The 15,827-nt window shown below is 63.0% G+C and carries 12 protein-coding genes; 8 read left to right on the top strand and 4 right to left on the bottom strand.

Annotated elements, in window-relative coordinates; genetic code table 11:
* The first annotated feature begins 73 nt into the window (after nt 1–73).
* From E9677_RS03915 to pdeM, 4 genes are all read left to right on the top strand, one after another.
* On the top strand, nt 74–1,012 hold the full coding sequence (locus tag E9677_RS03915; protein WP_136556756.1) for a class I SAM-dependent DNA methyltransferase: 939 nt from the start codon (nt 74–76) through the stop codon (nt 1,010–1,012).
* 115 nt (nt 1,013–1,127) lie between these two features.
* Nucleotides 1,128–1,766 (top strand): YitT family protein, encoded by a 639-nt coding sequence (locus E9677_RS03910; protein WP_136556755.1) that lies wholly within the window; start codon nt 1,128–1,130, stop codon nt 1,764–1,766.
* Between the two features lie 49 nt (nt 1,767–1,815).
* On the top strand, nt 1,816–4,335 hold the full coding sequence (locus E9677_RS03905; RefSeq protein WP_136556754.1) for a ligase-associated DNA damage response DEXH box helicase: 2,520 nt from the start codon (nt 1,816–1,818) through the stop codon (nt 4,333–4,335).
* A gap of 56 nt (nt 4,336–4,391) precedes the next feature.
* On the top strand, nt 4,392–5,108 hold the full coding sequence (pdeM, locus tag E9677_RS03900; RefSeq protein ID WP_136557190.1) for a ligase-associated DNA damage response endonuclease PdeM: 717 nt from the start codon (nt 4,392–4,394) through the stop codon (nt 5,106–5,108).
* A 9-nt stretch (nt 5,109–5,117) separates the two neighbouring features.
* On the opposite strand, the gene E9677_RS03895 is transcribed toward pdeM, so the two are convergent.
* On the bottom strand, nt 5,118–5,672 hold the full coding sequence (locus tag E9677_RS03895) for a dihydrofolate reductase family protein (protein WP_136556753.1): 555 nt from the start codon (nt 5,670–5,672) through the stop codon (nt 5,118–5,120).
* 89 nt (nt 5,673–5,761) lie between these two features.
* Here E9677_RS03895 and E9677_RS03890 point away from each other — a divergent pair, with 89 nt between their 5' ends.
* Nucleotides 5,762–6,262 carry a winged helix-turn-helix transcriptional regulator gene (locus E9677_RS03890; protein ID WP_136556752.1) on the top strand — a complete coding sequence of 167 codons (501 nt, stop codon included), beginning with the start codon at nt 5,762–5,764 and terminating at the stop codon, nt 6,260–6,262.
* A gap of 3 nt (nt 6,263–6,265) precedes the next feature.
* On the opposite strand, the gene E9677_RS03885 is transcribed toward E9677_RS03890, so the two are convergent.
* From E9677_RS03885 to E9677_RS03875, 3 genes are all read right to left on the bottom strand, one after another.
* Entirely contained in the window at nt 6,266–7,069 is an 804-nt protein-coding gene (locus E9677_RS03885; protein ID WP_136556751.1) for a TIGR02186 family protein, read from the bottom strand.
* 1 nt (nt 7,070) lies between these two features.
* Nucleotides 7,071–7,988, bottom strand: a complete 918-nt coding sequence (locus E9677_RS03880) for a sulfite exporter TauE/SafE family protein (RefSeq protein ID WP_136556750.1) — start codon at nt 7,986–7,988, stop codon at nt 7,071–7,073.
* A 205-nt stretch (nt 7,989–8,193) separates the two neighbouring features.
* Entirely contained in the window at nt 8,194–12,024 is a 3,831-nt protein-coding gene (locus E9677_RS03875; RefSeq protein ID WP_136557189.1) for a peptidoglycan-binding protein, read from the bottom strand.
* A gap of 395 nt (nt 12,025–12,419) precedes the next feature.
* On the opposite strand from E9677_RS03875, the gene E9677_RS03870 reads away from it, so the two are divergent.
* From E9677_RS03870 to E9677_RS03860, 3 genes are all read left to right on the top strand, one after another.
* On the top strand, nt 12,420–14,213 hold the full coding sequence (locus tag E9677_RS03870; protein WP_136556749.1) for an acyl-CoA dehydrogenase C-terminal domain-containing protein: 1,794 nt from the start codon (nt 12,420–12,422) through the stop codon (nt 14,211–14,213).
* Between the two features lie 197 nt (nt 14,214–14,410).
* Entirely contained in the window at nt 14,411–15,619 is a 1,209-nt protein-coding gene (locus E9677_RS03865; protein WP_136556748.1) for an acetyl-CoA C-acetyltransferase, read from the top strand.
* A gap of 10 nt (nt 15,620–15,629) precedes the next feature.
* A complete protein-coding gene (locus E9677_RS03860) occupies nt 15,630–15,827 on the top strand; it encodes a hypothetical protein (RefSeq protein WP_136556747.1) in 198 nt (65 codons plus the stop codon).

The following is a 15,827-nucleotide window of genomic DNA, read 5'->3' as shown; positions in this document are numbered from 1 at the left end:
ACTTGAGTTTTTTCCGGCGATCGGTCAAGACCGCGCGCCTACTCCATGCTGGAAGGCGCCAGGAAACTCTCCGATGCACCCCACGCAGTTCTCGTCCGGCGACGTCATCGCCGACCGCCGTGCCGATTACGCCCGAATGCTTGCCGAGAATGGCGAACATGAGGCAGCCGTGGAATTGATGGAGCAGGCGCTGGAGCTCGTGCCTGACTGGCCGGCTGGTCTCGTGCGGCTGGCAGATTACGCCGAGAAGGCGGGTCTACCAGAGAAGGCCGTGCCGGCCTTGCGGCGCGCGCTGGATCTCAATCCCGAGGATATCTTCGGAGCACGGCTGAAGCTGGCCCTGCTCGGCGCCGAAGACGTCCCGGACCAGCCACCGTCTCGCTATGTTGAAGCACTGTTCGACGACTATGCCGACCGCTTTGATACGGCCCTCGTCGAGCGGCTCGCGTATACTGTCCCGGCGAAGCTTGCGCGGCTGATTGCTGATCATGATGCAAGGCGTTTCGAGAACGCCGTCGATCTCGGTTGTGGCACAGGCCTTTTCGGCGCCGAGATCGGTGACAGGGCCGCCCGGCTGGAGGGTTTCGATCTCTCTGTCAACATGCTGGCCAAGGCCGAGGAAAAGGGCCTCTACGACCTCCTCGCCAAAGCCGATCTCTCGCTCGATCCGTCAGGCTCGGGCCTCTTCGATGAGGGGCTTGCCCAAGCCCGTGCCGACCTCGTCTCTGCAGCCGACGTGCTGATGTATCTCGGTGACCTCGCCAATGCCTTTGCGCTTGCGGCGCGGCTGTCGAAGCCGGGCGCACTCTTCGCCTTTTCGGTCGAAGACGCGGGCGAGGGGGAAGGTTATCTGCTGGCCCCGAGCCTGCGTTATGCCCACACCGAACGCCATGTGCGGCAGCGCCTTGCCGAAAACAGCTTCGATGTCCTCGTTCTGACCCGCACCACCATTCGCATGGATGGCGGAAAACCGGTCTCCGGCATTCTGTTTCTTGCGAGCCGGACGGGCTGAAGAGCAGCTTTCTTGCGAATCGCTTCATAGGTCAGCTTTACTGACCTATCGACCTTGTTTTCCAGGGGATCTCGGGTACCATTTGGGCTCGGCGATCACTTTCTGGAGACGTGACATGGCGCAGTTGACGAGCATGCTGGGAATCTGGAATTCGAACCCGACCCGCCACACACCGGCGGAAGATCTTCAGGGCCTCGTGGCCGGCAGCCTGATCGCAGCACTTGGCCTCTATTTCCTCGCCCAGGTCGGCCTGCTCACGGGCGGGATGGCGGGCTTGGCCTTCGTCCTGCATTATTGGAGCGGTTGGAGCTTCGGTCTGCTCTTCTTCGTACTCAACCTGCCCTTCTATATCCTCTCGCTCCGTCGCGTCGGTGTCGATTTCACCATCAAGACCTTTGTCGCCGTCGGCTTCACCTCCTTCATCGTCGAGATCGAAAGCCGTTTCCTCGTCATTCAGAGCATTGCGCCGGTCTGGGCGGCGATCCTCGGCGGCCTGCTGCTCGGCTTCGGCCTCTTGGCGCTCTACCGCCACCGCGCCAGCCTCGGCGGTCTCGGCATTTTGGCCGTCTACATCCAGGACCGTTTCGGAATCCGCGCCGGCCTTGTCCAGCTCGCCTTCGACCTCTGCGTCATGGTGCTCGCTTTTGCTGTCGTCAGCCCTTCGGTGGTGCTCTATTCTGTGATCGGGGCCGTCGTGCTGAACCTCTTCCTCGCAATCAACCACCGCTCGGATCGGTATATCGCGCTGCGTTAAGGTCTCTCTCGCCCCTTCTCTTTCCCCGCCCGTCCACTACCTTGGGGCGGTGACGACAGCTGATTCCGCCCTTGCCCTTCTGCCTGCCCCCTTCCTACGCTGGTTCGGCGAAAAGGGCTGGCAGCCGCGTGACCATCAGCTGGAGCTGCTGGCCCGCGCGAGATCCGGGGACGACGGCGGCGAAAGCCTGCTGCTGATCGCCCCGACCGGTGCGGGCAAGACACTGGCCGGCTTCTTGCCGTCGCTCACCGAACTCACCGAGCGTGGCCGCAAGAAGCCGGGCGAGGCCTTCACCGGTATCCACACGCTCTACATTTCGCCGCTCAAGGCGCTCGCCGTCGACATCGAGCGCAACCTGATGAAGCCCGTCACCGAGATGGGGCTTCCGATCACAATCGAGAACCGCACCGGCGACACACCGGCTCACAAGCGTCAGCGGCAGAAGACCAATCCGCCGGATATCCTTCTGACGACGCCGGAGCAGGTGGCGCTGCTCATCTCCCACTCGGACGCGGAGCGCTTCTTCAAGGACCTGCGCTACGTCATCTTCGACGAGCTGCATTCGCTGGTGACTTCCAAGCGCGGCCATCTGCTGTCGCTGGGCCTAACGCGGCTGAGGAAACTCGCTCCTGGCCTGAAGACGATCGGCCTCTCGGCCACGGTGGCACAGCCCATGGACCTGCGCCGCTGGCTGGTCGCCCAGCCGGAAGCCGGCGAGGCGGCGGCCGGTCTGATCACGGTCGAAGGGGGCGCGCGGCCCAACATCACCATCCTTCAAACGGATGAGCGCATTCCATGGTCGGGGCACAAGGCGCATTATGCCATCCCCGAGGTCTACAAGGTCCTCAAGGACTTTCAGACCACACTTCTCTTCGTCAACACGCGCTCCCAGGCCGAGATGCTTTTCCAGGAGCTCTGGACGGTCAATGACGACAATCTGCCGATCGCGCTACATCACGGCTCGCTCGACGTCTCCCAGCGCCGCAAGGTGGAAGCCGCGATGGCCGAAAACCGGCTGCGTGCAGTCGTTGCGACCTCGACCCTCGATCTCGGCATCGACTGGGGTGACGTCGATCTGGTCATCCACGTAGGCGCGCCGAAGGGCGCTTCGCGCCTTGCCCAGCGCATCGGCCGCGCCAATCACCGCATGGACGAGCCGTCGCGCGCCATTCTGGTGCCGGCCAATCGCTTCGAGGTCATGGAATGCCAGGCGGCACTCGATGCCAATTATATCGGCGCCCAGGATACCCCGCCGGTCGGCGAAGGTTCGCTCGATGTGCTCGCCCAGCATGTGCTCGGCATGGCTTGCGCCGATGCCTTCGACAAGGAGGAGCTTTTCCGCGAAGTGACGACGGCACTTCCCTATGCCGCCCTGCCGCGCGAGACCTTTGCTAGGATCGTCGATTTCGTCGCCACCGGCGGATATGCCCTGCGCACCTACGAGCGCTATGCCCGCATCCGCCGTCGCAAGGACGGGTTATGGCGTGTCTCGAACCCGCAGGTCGCTCAGCAGTATCGTCTCAATCTCGGTACCATCGTCGAAATGCCGATGCTCAATGTCCGGCTCGTAAAGCGCAATCATCTCGGCTCGATAGGCCGCGGCGGCATGACACTCGGCAAGGTCGAGGAGTATTTCTTCGAGCAGCTGACCCAGGGCGATACCTTCCTCTTCTCGGGCAAGGTCCTGCGCTTCGAAGGCATCAGAGACAACGAATGCCTCGTCTCGAATGCCTTTTCAATGGATCCGAAGATCCCGGCCTATGCGGGTGGCAAGTTCCCGCTTTCGACCTATCTCGCCGAACAGGTGCGCGCGATGCTGGATGATCCCACCCGCCGCACGGGCCTGCCCGACCAGGTGCGCGACTGGCTGGCACTGCAGGCGGAGAAGTCGGTTCTGCCAAAGCGCGGCGATCTCCTGATCGAGACCTTCCCGCGCGGCGAGCGCTTCTACATGGTGATCTATGCCTTTGAGGGCCGGCTTGCGCATCAGACGCTCGGCATGCTGCTCACCCGTCGGCTGGAGCGCATGCGCGCCAAGCCTCTCGGCTTCGTCGCAACCGACTATGCCCTCGCGATCTGGGCCTTGGAGGACATGGGCTCCCTGATCGCGCGCGGAGCACTCAGCCTCGCAGACCTCTTCGACCAGGACATGCTGGGTGACGATCTCGAAACCTGGCTCGACGAGAGCTTCATGCTCAAGCGCACCTTCCGCAACTGCGCCGTCATCGCCGGCCTGATCGAGCAGCGCCATCCAGGCAAGGAGAAATCCGGCCGACAGGTAACGGTTTCCTCCGACCTGATCTACGACGTGCTGCGCAGCCACGAGCCGGACCATATTCTGCTGCAGGCAACGCGACAGGATGCTGCCGCCGGACTTTTGGACATTGCCCGCCTTGCCGATATGTTGGAGCGAATCAAGGGTCATATCCTGCACAAGCGCCTCACCCAGATCTCGCCGCTCGCCGTTCCTGTGATGCTGGAGATCGGCAAGGAGCCGGTGGCGGGCGAGGCCCAGGAACACGTTCTTTCCATGGCGGCGGACGATCTGATCGCGGAAGCCATGGCGTGAATCACGCGGAGCGGCTATGACGAGGCCCGAGCCTGCGGAATGAAGACATGACGGGTATGATGGCCGGGCGCCTCGCGCCGATCGAGACAGTGGAGACGACGACCGAGATCGCGCTCTCGGGCGTGGCTGCCGTCTGTGATCTCACCGGCGCCATGTACCTGCCTGACCATCGCACGCTCATCGTGTCAGACCTGCATCTCGAAAAGGGCGCGGCTTTTGCACGCCGCGGGCAATTGCTGCCACCCTATGACACACTGGCCACGCTGCGCCTGCTGGAAAGTGTGGTGACCCGCTACCAGCCGGCGACGATCATCAGTCTCGGCGACAATTTCCACGACCGTGTCGGCTCGGCCCTGATGCCGACGCTGTTTCGCGAGATGATCTTTGGTCTTGCCGGTGGACGCGATTTGGTCTGGATCAACGGAAATCACGATCCTGACGGCACGACGGCTTTGCCCGGTCAGTCGATGGATGTATTTTCACTCGCCGGCCTCACTTTCCGCCACGAACCTTCGCTCGCCCATGGCAAAGGCGAAGTGGCAGGCCATCTCCACCCGTCCGCCACCGTCCGCCGGCGCGAAAAATCCGTCCGTCGCCCGTGTTTTGCAAGCGACGGCCTGCGCATGATCATGCCCTCCTTCGGCGTGACCACGGGTGGGCTCGATTTGCGCCACAAGGCCTTCACCGGCATCTTCGTCCGCGCCGACCTGATCGCCCACCTTCTCGGCCGCGATCGGATCTATTCGGTCCGTTACGGTAATCTTCTAGGCTGAGCCCGCAATCTAACGTGCGTTGACCGAATAGCGCAGGATCACGGCACCGGTGTCGACGGGACGTGCTTCAAGCAATGCCAGCATCTTTTCACTGCCAGGTTTGAACAGCGGGTTGCCCTTTCCGAGCAGGACAGGGGCCAGGCAAATCCGCACCTCGTCCATCAGTCCCGCTTCCAAGAGTGTGTGCTGCAAATCCGCGCTGCCGAAGACGAAGATGGTCTTTCCCGGCTGCGACTTCATTGCCTGCAGGTCGGAGACGGCATCTGACAGCACGCGCGTGTTGTTCCACTGCGCCTCCGACAGACTTCGGCTGGCGACGCCCTTGGGCTTTGCGTTCATGTAAGCCTTGATCTCGGGCTCTTCCGTCGTTTCCGGCCAATGGGCGGCCATGCCTTCATAGGTCTTGCGGCCGAAGACGATGAAATCGGTCTCTTCGCCCAGTGACAGCGAATATCGGCGCAGATCCTCGCCCCAGACGGTGAGGTGGAACGACAGGTCCCAAGGCGTCTCGCCCTCGAAATAGCCGTCCAGCGACATGAGGTTCCAGCCAACCAGCTTACGCATCTCAATCCTCCCAAACCGATTGCATATTGAAACTGGTTGATCGCTATCGCATCTGATGGCAAGACGCAATCGGTTTTGGGAAGCATGGAATGACATCGCAACGCTCGGGCTGCCCCATCAATTTGACGCTGGAAGTGCTCGGCGATCGCTGGAGCCTGATCGTCATCCGTGATGTGATGTTCGGCAATCGACGCCATTTCCGGGAGCTTCTGCAGAATTCCGAAGAAGGTATCGCCTCGAACATTCTGGCTGATAGGCTGAAGCGCCTCGTCGCCCATGGGCTGTTATCCCGGGCGGACGACCCGACGCACAGGCAGAAAGGTATCTACAGCCTGACGGAGCCCGCAATCCAGCTCGTCCCGCTGCTCGCTGCGATAGGCGCCTGGGGCAGGAGACATCGTCCGGTCAGCGAGGATTTGTCAATTCGTGCGGAAATTCTCGATCGTGGTGGTCCCGGTCTTTGGGATGCCTTCATGGAGGAACTCAGGGTGATCCATCTGGGAGCCGTGCGCAAGGCCGGTGCCCGTGACGTCTTGCGCGAGTTGACGGATGCCTATCTCGAGGTCAAGGCGCGCATGGCCACCGGTTGACAATCAATCCTTGCGAAAGATCAGGCTCGCGGCCCAGCCGGTGATCAACGCCAGCACGACGGCAAAGACGCCATAGGCCAGCGGCTGCTCGTGGGCAGCCTCGGTGATCGCTTCCTCGAGACCAGTCTTGATCACGCGCAGCGGCAGTTCTCTTTCCGTGATGAACTGCCCGGACTTGAACAGATAGGCATGCACCATGTGAACGCCGTTCGGGATATTGGCCGGCAGGCGAAGCGTCGCCTTGAAAAGGCTCGATGAGACGAAACGCACGCCGCCCGTGTCGCGCTGGTAGAGACCGCCTGTTTGCTTCAGCCGTCGGAACGCATCGCGAAATTCGCCGAGATTGGCGGCATTACTGATGAAGCCGGTGGGGGTCAGCGCCAGGTGATCGATGCCGATGCCGAGCGAGGTCAGAAGGTCGTCCGCAGCGATCTCCTCGACCGGCCGCGTACTGGCGAGCGAATAGGAGATCGGCATCTGTTCGAAGGTCAGCGACGTGCGATTGACCCAGATGCCGAAGAGGCGTTCCTTGCGGCGCACGGTCGTCCAGTCGCGCGGGCCTTCCAGCGTCACGACCACGTCGTACTGGCCGATGGCGAGCAGCAGCTGGTCGGTATTGGTGAGCGCACCGAAGATGGTGAGATCAGCACCGGAGAAGTCGGAGGTGATGGCGATTTCGCTGGTGGACGTGCCGATGTCGAGGCCTTCGGTTTCGGCAAGCTGCGAGGTCAGCGGATCCTGTGCTGTGGCCGGCACCGATAGGCCGATGAAGGCGGAAAGCATGAGGGCGAGGAGGCGCGTTCTCATGTCAGCCTCCGATTGCCAGCGAGTAGAAATCGTCGGGTGTCACGACCAGTTCGATCGCGAGACGCACGCCGACGGCCAGCACGAGCAGACCCAGCAGCGCGCGCAACTGTTCGCCACGCAGCTTCTGTCCAACCCGGACCCCATATTGTGCACCGATGACGCCGGCCACCATCAGCACGAAGGCGAGCACGATATCGACTGAATAGTTCGTCGCGGCCTGTACGATCGTGGTGTAGGCGGTGGTGAAGATGATCTGAAACAGCGAGGTCCCGACAACGACATTGGTCGGGATCCGCAGCAGATAGATCATGGCAGGCACCATGATGAAGCCGCCGCCGACACCCATGACGGAGGTCAGGATGCCGATACCGAAGCCGAGCGCCAGGATCGGGATCACGCTGAGATAGATCTTCGACTTCTTGAAGCGCATTTTGAAGGGCAGGCGGTGCACCCAGTTGTGCTGGCCGGGTCGCTTCAGGGGAGCCGGTTCGTTGCGCGCCGCACGACGGAGCGCCCGCAGGCTTTCCGCCAGCATCAGTCCGCCGACCGTGCCGAGGAAGACCACGTAGAGCAATGAGATGATCAGGTCGAGCTGGCCGAGGCGCCTCAGCCAGGAGAAAATGAAGACGCCGATCGTCGCTCCCACGAGGCCGCCTATGAGCAGGACCGTGCCGAGCTTCATGTCCAGCGTTCCGCGCCGGAAATGCGAAATGGCGCCTGAGACCGAGGAGGCGACCACCTGGTTTGCGCCGGTCGCGACGGCCACCACGGGCGGAATGTTGTAAAAGATCAGGAGCGGGGTGATGAGAAAGCCGCCGCCGACACCGAACATGCCCGAGAGAAAGCCGACAGCCGCGCCCATGCCGAGGATGATGAACACGTTGACCGACAACTCGGCGATCGGCAGATAGATCGTCACGTCAGGACCTCAAATGCAGGAATCCGCGCTCTCTGGCGCGGTCGCTATCGGGCCTATGAGCCCTTGCTGACTCTCATGCTGGACGGCCGCAAGTCCTTGATCGCACTTGTTACCATTCGAATTCTTTCTTGCGCCTCAGAGGCTGCCAAGTCAATTAAAGAGCCCCCTCATAGAGCCTCATGCGCGGTCTTTTATGGCAGTCGCATCATTTGTTGCGCTCGAGCAACTCCGTGACCAGCTTGTCCGTCACCTGACCGGTCGGCTGCTGGCCGATAGAGGTCTGAAAAGCCTTGATCGCCGAGACCGTCTTGGCACCCATGAGGCCATCCGGCGTACCGGCATCGAAACCATTCTTGTTCAGGATCGCCTGGATGTTGCGGATCGCCTTTTTCATATCGACGCTGGCCGTCTTGAGGCCCTTGCCCGCCCATTCATCCGGCGTATTGGCCGAATTGGCGTCGGGGTTCAGTTCCTTGGGCTTCCAGAGATCGACCTCGGCGCGAGCGCGCTCCAGCTGATCGGGCTTGAGCGCATTGGCCACTTCGTCGCGCTTCTGGGCGGCATCCGTATCGCCACCCTTGGCAGCGATCGCAAACCACTTGTAGGAGGTGACGAGATCCGGTGATGTTCCGTTGCCGCGTGCGCTGAGGATGGCGAGGTTGAACTGGCTGTCGGAAACGCCGTGATCGGCGGCCTTGGTGAACCATTCCACGGCCTTGGCGTAATCCTGAGCGCCATCCTTGCCGGAGGCGTAGATGACGGCGAGGTTGTGCATGGCGCTGGCATTGCCGGCATTGGCCGCCATCTCGTAATAACGCTTCGCTGCGTCGATATCGGGCGCGACGCCTGTCCCCTTCTCAAGGAAGTTGGCGAGACGATACTGCGCAAGTGCAAGCCCCTTGTCGGCCGCGAGGCGATACCACTTGGCCGCTTCGGCGAAATCATTCTTCACGCCGCGACCTTCGGTATAGCGCGCGCCGATTTCAAACAGCGCCAGCGGATCGCCGTTCTTGGCGGCGATGGAGAGCGAGGGCGGCGTGATGTCTGCGGGAACGACGATGTCCGCTGCGGGAGCCTGAGCCGTGACCTCTTCGGCGACCACGACGTTGGACGCTTCTGCCGTCTGCGGTTGCGCCGACGCAATCGTATCGGTGACCGGCGCGGAGGCGGGCGTTTCGAGGCTCTGTGCAGGCGTGTTCGACACCGGCGCCATCAAGGCGCTGACCGGTGCAGCGCCGCTGGCCTGAACGGGGGCAGCAGACGATACATCCGGTACGGACGCCGGGAGCGTGGCTGCGAGGTCTTCTTGCGATTCAGCCGGAGCATCGCTGCTCGCTGTGGCGACTGCGGGGTTTGCGTCAACCGCGGCAGTTGCCGGGAGTGCGGTATCCGCCGGCTGGTCGGCGGGAGCGATCTCGCTGGTCTCGGCCGGAGCGATGTCCTCGACCACCGGCGGCGCTTCACCCCGGGTCAGCGTATTGACCAGAGGCATGGCCATGGCGGCGAGCAGGATGGCGCCGACCGCCATCAGGATGGGACGGCGGTAGCGGGCAAAGAGGGATGGGCCGGCCGACTTCGACTTGGCCTTCGCGTCGGACATAGCCTTGTTGGCAGATGGCGTCGTTTTCTGGGCGCGGTCCATTTCCATTGCTGCGGCCTGGGCGGCACGGCGGGCGGCGGCGATGTAATCGGTCCTGTCGCCATTGTCCTCGGTGGATGTGCCGGTTTTCGCGGCCTGCTGGCTGGCGCGGACGCGTTCCAGGATCTTGCGCACGTCGGGTGCGCCCGAGCCTGGCTCCAGCAATTCGTTGGCGTCGTCGGGTGGAAGCACGTCGACAGGGTCGATCGACGGGGCGGTATCGACGGTCTGGCGCGCCTCTGCAGGGGCCTTCGGGGCCTTCTTGCCCGGCATCAGCTTCTTGCCAAGGCCAGCGAGCAGGCTCGGCTTTGGCGCCTTCTTTTCGCGTGCGGCATCGATGACCGGCAGCGCGGTCATGGTCTGGGCAAAATCATCGGCTGCGGCGAGCAGCTCCTGATCGATGGGATGCATGGCCTCCGCTGCCGGCTCTGCGACCATGCGCGGCGCCTGCGGAGCCACGGGGGTCGAGCTTTCGGCCGGGCGTGCGGCTTGCGCCGGGGCGATCGGCGCCTGGGCAAAGAGCGGCACCGCCTCCTGGGGCTGGCCCAGATGATGCAGTTCATCCAGCCGTCCGGCAATCTGCACCAGCGTGTCGTGCAGCGCTTCGAAGGTGCGGTGGGTGCGTTCCTCGGAATGGCGCGTATGGTCTTCGAGCTGCCTCAGGTGCTCGGAAAGCGCCGTCAGCGCGGAAATATCCGCTGACGCTGCCTGGCTGCCCGCGGGGAAACGATGCGAGAAGTTCGCCATGACAGTCTCGGCCGCCTGGCGGGCGGCCTCAATGATGTATTCGTCGCTGGTCGCGACATAGTCTTCAAGCGCGGAGATCCGACCCGTGACCTCGGGATCCTGCGGCGACGGTTGGCTGATCAGAGCGGAGAGATGGGCAATCTGGTCTTCGAGGCCCTTGAGACTGGCGCTTTCGCCGCTGACGGGGCCTGTCGTGCTCGTCTCTTCCAGCCGGTCGACCACGGCATTCAGCCTGTCTTCCAGATTGCGAAGTGCGCTGTCGTCGATCATGGCAACCGGCTGCGGTGCATCCAGGTCCTCGATCCGCTGGGCAAGGAATTCCAGGCGGTCAGCAAGGCGGTCGTTGCCGGCGCCGCCATCCAACGCGTCGATCTTGCGCGAGATATCGGCGAGATAACCGGTGAGTTCCGGGGCCGGCACTGGCTTCTGCGCCCGTTCCAGCATGTAGGACATCTGGTCGAGGCGCTCTTCGAGACGCGCGGCACCCTGTTCCGACGACAGCTGTTCGATGCGTGCGGTGAGCAGCTCCAGCCGTTCCGCCATCTCGTGCGAGGCGTCGTGCTGCGGCGCGCGCTGCTCCGAAATCCCCTCGATCTGACGGGCAAGGCCGGAGAGCCGTTCTTCCAGGCGGTGGAAGGTAGCCGGGTCGTTGCCCGGGCCGCTGTTGCGGCTGCCGGCGGCGATCGCCCGGGTAATTTCGTCGAGGCGCATGTCGAGCGAGGAGAAATGCTCCATGACCATGCGCTCGTTCGGGTCGATATGGGCGCCGATATGCTCGAGTGCTGCCGCGACCGTGATGAGCTTTTCTTCGAGCGCACGGATGGCGCGCGTGTCGCCCATACCACCGAGCTGGGCCTTGATATCGTCCAACCGGTCGGCGATGCGGATGATTTCGTCGCGCATGGCGCCGGTGTCCAGCCCGTCGAGTCGCACTTCCACGTCGTCCCAGCGACGTTCCATGCGGCGCACGGAATCCTCGCGCGCAAGACCGTCCATCAGCGAACGCAGCTCGTTGAAGTCCTGGCGCAGCCCGTCTGTGCCTGGAGCCTTGACGCCTTCGAGCCGCTGGAGGCTTTCGGCGAGCCGGGCGATGTCCCGGCGCATGTCGTCCTGCGGACGGCTCTCTTCGGCCAGGGTGAGGATGGAGCGCATCTCGTTGCGCAAGCCGGAGATCTCGCGCGACAGGCTTTCGGCGATATCCTGCTTGAGTTCGTTGCGCAGGCCGCTCAGCGCTTCGGCGATCTCGCGACCAGCCGGTGCCGCCGCAACGGCGGGGCGCGGTTGATAGGTCGGCTGCGGATCGGAAAGCGGGGGCAGAGGCTGGCGCATCGGCGCGCGCGGAGCCTGTTCTTCGCTTCGGCTGTAGAGGCTGCGATCACTGCTGCGGGCGCGGCTTTCTTCGAGTGCACGCTGGCGCTGGCGGATTTCAGCCAACGGATCGGGGCGCTGATCGCGATCGCTGCGCGGTGCGTCGTCGGCACGGCGGCCGGGAAGGGCGCGCGACACCGGTTCGTCCGCCCCGCGGCTGCGGGCGGCCTGCTGGCCGATCAGCCCTTCGATCCGCGCCTCGAGCCCCTCGATGGTGCGACTCAACGCATCCAGGGAGGATGGGCTGCCGGGCCTTTGCGTCTCAGATCGCGATCCGTTCATGGTTCTGCTCGCTTCGATGATGCCGGGCGGGTCATGCCGTCCGAATGCGTCCGGGTGGTCCATCTTCGCTTCGGTCGGGCGCTTTGCGTTGCAGCGCGCAGGCGACGTCGGAATCACGGATGGATCACCAGCTTTCAAACGCAACCATTCATGAAACATGGTAAACAAGCCGTTAATCATGTGCTGAAAATCATGAAGAAGCACCCATTGGCGAAGCCACTCTCCTGCCCCGCGCAAGCGGCGTCTGGAAGTTTGGCGAAGGGGAGGGTGTCGTGCAGGGAGCGGGCGAAAATGCCGCGATCGAAAATTTTGACGTTTACGCGCACGTCAATTATTTGTATAAGCCAGAACAGTCCGATCCCGTCGGAACCGAAGTCTTTGGAGGAAGATGACCGATGCCTGTCTACAAGGCCCCTGTGAACGACACGCTTTTCATTCTCAACGACGTGCTTGGCCTGGAGCGGTACAACAACCTGCCCGGCTTCGAGGACGCGACCCCCGACATGGTCGAGGCGATCGTCGGTGAGGCGGCCAAGCTCGCGGAAGAGCAGCTTTTCCCGCTCAACCTCTCTGGCGACCAGGAAGGCTGCGCCCGTTCGGATGATGGCTCGGTCAAGACGCCGAAGGGCTTCAAGCAGGCCTATGACGCCTATTGTCAGGGCGGCTGGCTCGGTCTCGCAGTCCCGGCCGAATACGGCGGCCAGGGTCTGCCTTACGTCCTGCATTCGGCCGTCGGCGAATACATGTCCTCCGCCAACATGGCGCTGATGATGTATCCGGGTCTGACCCAGGGCGCGGTCGCCGCGATCCTTGAGCACGGCTCCGACGAGCAGAAACAGAAATACCTGCCGAAGATGGTCGAGGGTGTCTGGACCGGCACGATGAACCTCACCGAACCCCATTGCGGCACCGATCTCGGCCTGCTGCGGAGCAAGGCGGTTCCGAACGGCGACGGCTCCTACAAGATTTCCGGTCAGAAGATCTTCATCTCGGCCGGCGAACACGACATGGCGGACAACATCATCCACCTCGTCCTCGCCCGTATCGAAGGCGCGCCCGAGGGCACCAAGGGCATCTCGCTCTTCATCGTACCGAAGTTCATGGTCGGCGACGACGGCTCCGTCGGCGCCCGCAACACCGTCACCTGCGGTGCCATCGAGCACAAGATGGGCATCCACGGCAACGCCACCTGCGTGATGAACTATGACGAGGCGACCGGTTACCTGATCGGCGCCGAGAACAAGGGCCTGGCCGCCATGTTCGTCATGATGAATGAGGCCCGCCTCGGCGTTGGCCTGCAGGGTCTGTCGATCTCGGAGATCGCTTACCAGAACGCCGCAAACTATGCCCGCGAGCGTATCCAGGGTCGGTCTCTGTCGGGCGCCAAGGCGCCGGAAAAGAAGGCCGATCCGATCATCGTGCATCCGGACATCCGGCGCACGCTGCTGACCATCAAGGCTTTCAACGAAGCCGGCCGCGCCTTCACGCTGTGGACGGCGCTGAAGTCCGACATCGCCCACCGTTCCGGCGATGCGGCTGAAAAGCAGCTGGCCGACGACATTCTCGGCCTGATGACGCCGATCCTCAAGGGCGTGCTCACCGACAAGGGCTTCGACCATGCGGTCATGGCCCAGCAGGTCTATGGCGGCCACGGCTATATCGAAGAATGGGGCATGAGCCAGTATGTCCGCGATGCCCGCATCGCGATGATCTACGAAGGTGCCAATGGCATCCAGGCGCTCGACCTCGTCGGCCGCAAGCTCGGCCTGAATGGCGGCCGTGCCGTGATGGCGCTGTTCAAGGAAATCGGTGATTTCTGCGAGGAAAACCGCTCCGATGAAAACCTCAGCGCCTACACCAAGAGCCTGAAGAAGGGCTTGAACGACGCGCAGGCGGCGACCATGTGGTTCATGCAGAACGCCATGGCCAAGCCCGACAATGCCGGTGCCGGCTCGACGGACTACATGCATCTCTTCGGCCTCGTCGTGCTCGGCTACATGTGGGCAAAGATGGCCAAGGCCGCGAACGACAATCTGGCTGCGGGGTCTGGTGACGCCGACTACTACAAGAACAAGCTGTTGACCGGCCGCTTCTACATGGAAAAGGTCATGCCGGAGACGGCACTGCGCAAGGCCCGTATTGAGACCGGTGCCGACAGCCTGATGGAAATGGCCGCCGAAGCGTTTTGATTGCGCGACCTGCTCCCTCCCCCTTGTGGGGAGGGTTAGGGAGGGGGCTTTGAGGGTTAACCCCTCCCCGTCGCTGCGCTCCGACCCTCCCCACAAGGGGGAGGGTTGACCCGAGGATGCGGCCTCGTCTTGCCCAGATAGCGGCAGGCAAAGGACAGTGAAATTCCGGCGCTCCTGGCGCCCAAGGGAGAGAAACCATGACTGAAGTCTTCATTTACGACCATGTGCGCACGCCCCGCGGGCGCGGCAAGAAGGACGGATCGCTGCACGAAGTGCCGACCCCTCGTCTGGCCGCCAAGACGCTGGAAGCGCTGCGCGACCGCAACGGCCTGGACACCTCGACCGTCGACGACATCATCTTCGGCTGCGTCGATCCCGTCATGGAAGCCGGCGCTGTCATTCCGAAGGCCGCCGCCTTCGAGGCCGGCTATGATTTCGCCGCCCCCGGCATCCAGATCTCGCGCTTCTGTGCCTCGGGCCTCGATGCCATCAACTTTGCCGCTGGCAAGGTCATGGCCGGCTCGGACGACATCGTCATCGCCGGTGGTGTGGAGAGCATGTCCCGCGTCGGCATGGGCATGTCCGGCGGCGCCTGGTACATGGACCCCTCGGTCAACTTCCCCGGCTATTTCATGCCGCAGGGCGTGTCTGCCGATCTGATCGCCACAAAGTATGGCTTCACCCGTGACGACGTCGACGCCTATGCCGTCGAGAGCCAGAAGCGCTCCGCCGCCTCCTGGGCTGCCGGCAACTTCGCCAAGTCCGTCATCCCGGTGAAGGATGGCAACGGCCTCGTCATTCTCGACCGCGATGAACATATGCGCCCCGGCACCGACATGCAGTCGCTGGCAAGCCTCAACCCTTCCTTCCAGATGCCTGGCGAAATGGGCGGTTTCGAAGCCGTCGCCATCCAGGCCCATCCGGAAATCGAACGCATCAACTACATCCACCATGCCGGCAATTCCTCCGGCATCGTCGATGGCGCTGCCGCCGTTCTCGTCGGCTCGAAGGCTGGTGGTGAGAGCATGGGTCTCAAGCCCCGCGCCCGCATTCGCGCCTTCACCAATATCGGCTCCGATCCGGCGCTCATGCTGACCGGTCCGGTCGACGTCACGGAAAAACTGCTGAAGCGCACCGGCATGAAGATCTCCGACTTCGACCTGTTCGAACTGAACGAAGCCTTCGCCGCCGTCGTCCTGCGCTTCATGCAGCATTTCAACGTCGACCATTCGAAGATGAACGTCGCCGGCGGCGCGATCGCCATGGGCCATCCGCTCGGTGCGACCGGCGCGATGATCCTTGGCACGGTGCTCGATGAGCTGGAACGCCGCGATCTGAACACCGCGCTGGTCACGCTCTGCATTGGTGCGGGCATGGGCACGGCGACGGTAATCGAGCGCGTTTGAGGACCACACCATGGCCGGTCACCACAACGAGAACAAACGGTACTTCGAGCTGAGAAAGATCGAAAGCGACATGAAAGAGGCCGCCGAAAAGGGGCCTCCGATCCTTGCCAAAAAGGATGTCCTTTCCAACCGCATCACCTTCTGGCTCAGCGTCGTCATTCTCGGCCTACTGGTGACCTGGCTGTGTTTCGTTCTCGGCGTCTTCTGA

This window comes from Peteryoungia rhizophila, from assembly GCF_004912145.1.
In the GTDB taxonomy this organism is placed as follows: Bacteria; Pseudomonadota; Alphaproteobacteria; order Rhizobiales; family Rhizobiaceae; genus Allorhizobium; species Allorhizobium rhizophilum.
Note: the sequence above shows the minus strand (reverse complement) of the source record. Positions and strands in the feature narration are given on the sequence as shown.